Source organism: Micrococcus sp. LASM2_SD2 (assembly GCF_057364565.1).
Window position 1 is genome coordinate 1 of the sequence record NZ_JBNFOB010000201.1, and the last position, 4,417, is coordinate 4,417.

Below are 4,417 nucleotides of genomic sequence, written 5' to 3' on the forward strand. Positions count from 1 at the left end.
CGCCCCCGCGGTGCCCGCCGCGGCGCCGCCGGTGCCGCCGCCTCGTCGAACGCCCTGACCGCGCCCATGCAGGGCACCATCGTGAAGGTCGCGGTCGAGGAGGGCGAGCAGGTCTCCGAGGGCGACCTGATCGTGGTCATGGAGGCCATGAAGATGGAGCAGCCGCTCACCGCCCACAGGAACGGCGTGGTCTCCGGACTCGCCGTCAAGGCCGGTGACGCCGTCAGCGCGGGCACCGCGATCGTCACCCTCGAGGACGCCGAGTGACCTTCCTTCTGTGACGGTTCTGGGCACCCGGTGTCCGAACTGTGGACATTCCGCTCCCGGACACACAGACGGCGGCCACCGGCTCTACGGTGGTCGCCGTTCCTGTCTCCCGCCGAGCCGCCGCTTCCGACGGCCCCGACCGTCTGGAGTGACCATGTCCACCACCTCTGCCGGCCCCGCGCCGGACGGCACCGCCGCCGCCATCGACGCCGCCGACGAAATCCCGCGCTCCCGCGTGGTCCTCGCCTCCCTGATCGGCACCTCGATCGAGTTCTACGACTTCTACATCTACGCGACCGCCGCGGTCTCGGTGTTCCCGCTGATCTTCTTCGCCGGCGGCGACGACACCACGGCGCTGCTGGCCTCCATGGCCACCTTCGGTGCCGCTTTCGTGGCCCGCCCGCTGGGTGCCGTCCTGTTCGGCCACCTCGGCGACCGGATCGGCCGCAAGACCACCCTGATCGGCTCGCTGCTGACCATGGGCATCGCCACCTTCCTCATCGGACTGCTGCCCACCTACCAGCAGATCGGCCTCTGGGCCCCGGCCATGCTGACCATCCTGCGCTTCAGCCAGGGCCTCGGCCTCGGCGGCGAGTGGTCCGGAGCAGCCCTGCTGGCCACGGAGTATGCGAAGGAGGGCAAGCGCGCCTGGGCCGCCATGTGGCCGCAGCTGGGCGCACCGATCGGCTTCTTCCTGGCCAACGGCCTGTTCCTGCTGCTGGTGCTCGGCTTCGACCACGACTCCACGGACCCCGTCCTGGACGGCGTGTTCCTCACCTGGGTCTGGCGCGTGCCCTTCCTGCTCTCCCTGGCCATGGTGCTGGTGGGCCTCTACGTCCGTGTGAAGCTGGAGGAGACCCCGGTCTTCCAGCGCGCCCTGGCGAACGACCAGCGCGTCTCCGCCCCGCTCGGCGAGGTCTTCCGCCGCAACTGGTGGGAGCTGATCCTGGGCACCTTCGTCATGTACGCCACCTACGTGCTCTTCTACATCATGACCACGTGGATCCTGTCCTACGCGATCGGCAAGACCTCCGACGGGCTCCTGGGCGTCCCCTACGCCGAGTTCCTGGTCCTGCAGCTGATCGGCATCGTGTTCTTCGCCGCGTTCATCCCCGTGGCGGGCATGCTGGCGGACCGCTTCGGCCGCCGTCCGACCCTGCTGACCGTGACCGCCCTGATGATCGTCTTCGGCCTGTCCTTCGGCCGGCTGCTGGACCCGGCCGAGATGGGCACCGGCTCGGACCTGAACGTGCCGCGCATGCTGGTCTTCTTGGCCGTGGGCATGGTGCTGATGGGCCTGACCTTCGGTCCGATGTCCGCCGTCCTGCCGGAGCTGTACCCCACCAACACCCGGTACACCGGCTCGGGCATCGCCTACAACGTGTCCTCCATCCTCGGTGCGGCCCTGACCCCGTTCATCGCCGCCTGGCTGGTGGCGAACTTCAGCGTCGCCACGTGGGCTACTACCTGGCCGCCGCGTCCCTGCTCACGCTGATCGCCCTGTTCCTGGCACCGGAGACGCGCCACGCGGACCTGGCGGACGTCACCTCTGCACGCGAGCGGCGCGCCGCCACCCGCTGACGCACGCTCCCCTGACACACGGAAGGGCCCCGGCAGGAGATCTCCCGCCGGGGCCCTTCCGTGTGCGGGCTCAGAGATGCACGTGCAGGCGGCGGGCCGCCTCCGCCAGAGAGCCGGCCATGGACGGGTACACGGTGAAGGTGTCCGCGAGGTCGTCCACGTGGAGCTTGTGGGTCACGGCGAGCGCGAGGGACCAGATGAGCTCGGAGGCGCGCGGGGCCACCACCACGCCGCCGATCACGGTGCCGGAGCCCTTGCGGGCGAAGACCTTCACGAAGCCGGCGGTGACACCCTGCATCTTCGCGCGCGGGTTGGTGGAGAAGTCGAGCTTGACCACATCGGCCTGGTACTGGCCGGAGTCCACCTGGGCCTGGGTGACGCCCACGGTGGCGATCTCCGGCGAGGTGAAGATGTTCGAGGCCACCAGGTGGGGGCGCAGCGGCTTCACGGCGTCGCCCATGAGGTGGGCCACCGCGATGCGGCCCTGCATGGCGGCCACCGAGGCGAGGGCGAAGACGCCGGTGCAGTCCCCGGCGGCGTAGATGGAGGGCACGGAGGTGCGGGAGACGCCGTCCACCTTGATGTGGCCGGAATCGGTGAGCTCCACTCCGGCGGCCTCGAGACCGAGGTCTGCGGTGTTCGGGATGCCGCCGACGGCGAAGAGCACATGGGAGCCCTCGATGTACGGGGTGTCCTTCGCACCGTCTCCGGACAGGTGCACGCGCACGCCGTCCTCGGTGCGCTCGGCGGACTCCGCGCGGGAGCGGGCCACCACGTTGACCCCGTTGGCCTCGAAGACGTCCTCGAGCAGCTCGGCGGCGTCCTGGTCCTCGCCCGGCAGCACGTGCTCACGGGAGGAGACGAGGGTGACCTTCGCGCCGATCTGGTCATAGGCCGAGGCGAACTCCGCGCCGGTGACGCCTGAGCCCACCACGATCATGTGCTCGGGGACCTCGGTGAGCGAGTACAGCTGGGTCCAGTTGAAGATGCGCTCGCCGTCCGGCTTCGCCGTGTCCAGCTCGCGGGGGCTCGCGCCGACGCAGAGCAGGATGGCGTCCGAGGTGATGACCTCGGGCTCGGCCTCCGGCTCCTCATGGCGGCGGACCTCGACCTCGTGCGGGCCGACGACCTTGCCCGAGCCGTGGATCACGCGCACGCCGCGCCGCTCGAGCACCTGCTGGATGTCCCGGGACTGCTCGCCGGCGATCTCGAGGATGCGGCGGTCCACCTCGGCCATCACTGCGCGCGGCTCGGCGCCGGCGCCCAGGTCCACGCCGAGGTCCTTCGCTGCGTCCACACGACGCATGGAGTCCGCGGTGGCGATGAGGGTCTTGGAGGGGACCACGTCCGTGAGCACCGCGGAGCCGCCCATGCCCTTCCGCTCGATCACGGTGACGTTCGCCCCCAGCTTCGCGGCCACCATCGCGGCCTCATATCCGCCGGGGCCGCCTCCGATGATGGTCAGGGACGGGGTGTATGTGCTGTTCGAGGTGCTCACGGGCTCCATTCTGACGGACGCGCGCCGCGGTTGTCACAGCCGGAGCGTCCGCGGACGGAGCAGACGCACCAGGGCCTCGGCCGGGCGGAGTCCCCGTGGCGAGTCCTAGACTGTCCTGCGTGACTGAGCAGAACGGAACCACCGCGCAGACCCCCGCCCTGCAGGGCGACCACCCCGGATTCGACGAGGCCCGGGCCGCCGCCGCTGCGATCGCCGAGGCGACCGGCGTGGCCGAGCACCGCATCGCCGTGGTCCTCGGCTCCGGCTGGGGCGGTGCCGCCGAGCTGATCGGCGAGACCGCGCACACCGTCCCGCTCGCCGACGTCCCCGGCTTCCACGCCCCGAAGGTACCCGGCCACAATGCGTCCATCCGCTCGGTGAGGCTCGCCGACGGAACCTCCGCACTGGTGTTCGGCTCCCGCACCCACTACTACGAGACCCGCGACGCACAGGCGGTGGCCCACACCGTGCGCACCGCCGCCGCAGCCGGTGCGAAGACGGTGGTCCTCACCAACGGATGCGGCGGCCTGGACCCGGAGATCGCCCCCGGCACACCCGTGCTGATCGCGGACCACCTCAACCTGACGGGCGCGACCCCGCTGGTCGGTGCCACCTTCGTGGACATGACGGACCTGTACTCGCCGCGCATCCGAACGATCGCCCAGGAGGTCGACCCGTCGCTGACCGAGGGCGTCTACGTGCAGTTCTCCGGTCCGCAGTACGAGACCCCGGCCGAGGTCCGCATGGCGAAGGCCCTCGGCGGAGATCTGGTGGGCATGTCCACCGCGCTGGACGCGATCGCCGCCCGGCACGCCGGCCTCGAGGTGTTCGGCATCTCCCTGGTGACGAACCTGGGCGCCGGCATCCAGGACGAACCCCTGTCCCACCAGGAGGTCGTGGAGGCCGGGCAGGCCGCCGGCCCGCGTATCTCCCGGCTCCTCGCGGACATCATCTCCCGTCTCTGAGAAGGACCACACCATGACCACGCCCCGCGACCCCGCCGCCCTGGACCCGCGGCTGCTCGAGCGTGCCCGCCGCTGGGCGCTCGAGGAGCCCCGATGCCCCGCCACG

General features: G+C 70.9%; 3 protein-coding genes and 1 pseudogene. 3 read left to right on the plus strand and 1 reads right to left on the minus strand.

The features are described 5' to 3' along the window. Together AC2W7A_RS09845 and AC2W7A_RS09850 are read left to right on the plus strand one after the other, a co-directional pair. Positions 1 to 267, plus strand: a 267-nt coding sequence (locus AC2W7A_RS09845) for an acyl-CoA carboxylase biotin carboxyl carrier protein subunit (protein WP_485991203.1), incomplete at its 5' end; no start/stop codon positions are given. Positions 268 to 421: 154 nt separating this feature from the next. After that, positions 422 to 1,848 (plus strand): annotated as a pseudogene (locus AC2W7A_RS09850) (MFS transporter). 70 nt (positions 1,849 to 1,918) lie between these two features. On the opposite strand, the gene AC2W7A_RS09855 reads toward AC2W7A_RS09850, so the two are convergent. Beyond that, entirely contained in the window at positions 1,919 to 3,355 is a 1,437-nt protein-coding gene (locus AC2W7A_RS09855; protein WP_485991204.1) for an NAD(P)H-quinone dehydrogenase, read from the minus strand. A gap of 110 nt (positions 3,356 to 3,465) precedes the next feature. Here AC2W7A_RS09855 and AC2W7A_RS09860 point away from each other — a divergent pair, with 110 nt between their 5' ends. Further along, positions 3,466 to 4,311, plus strand: a complete 846-nt coding sequence (locus AC2W7A_RS09860; RefSeq protein WP_485991205.1) for a purine-nucleoside phosphorylase — start codon at positions 3,466 to 3,468, stop codon at positions 4,309 to 4,311. Positions 4,312 to 4,417: the final 106 nt, after the last annotated feature.

Bases quoted from the DNA above. Each gene is read 5' to 3' on its own strand.
- AC2W7A_RS09855 (WP_485991204.1), bottom strand. From the start codon at position 3,355: ATGGAGCCCGTGAGCACCTCGAACAGCACATACACCCCGTCCCTGACC.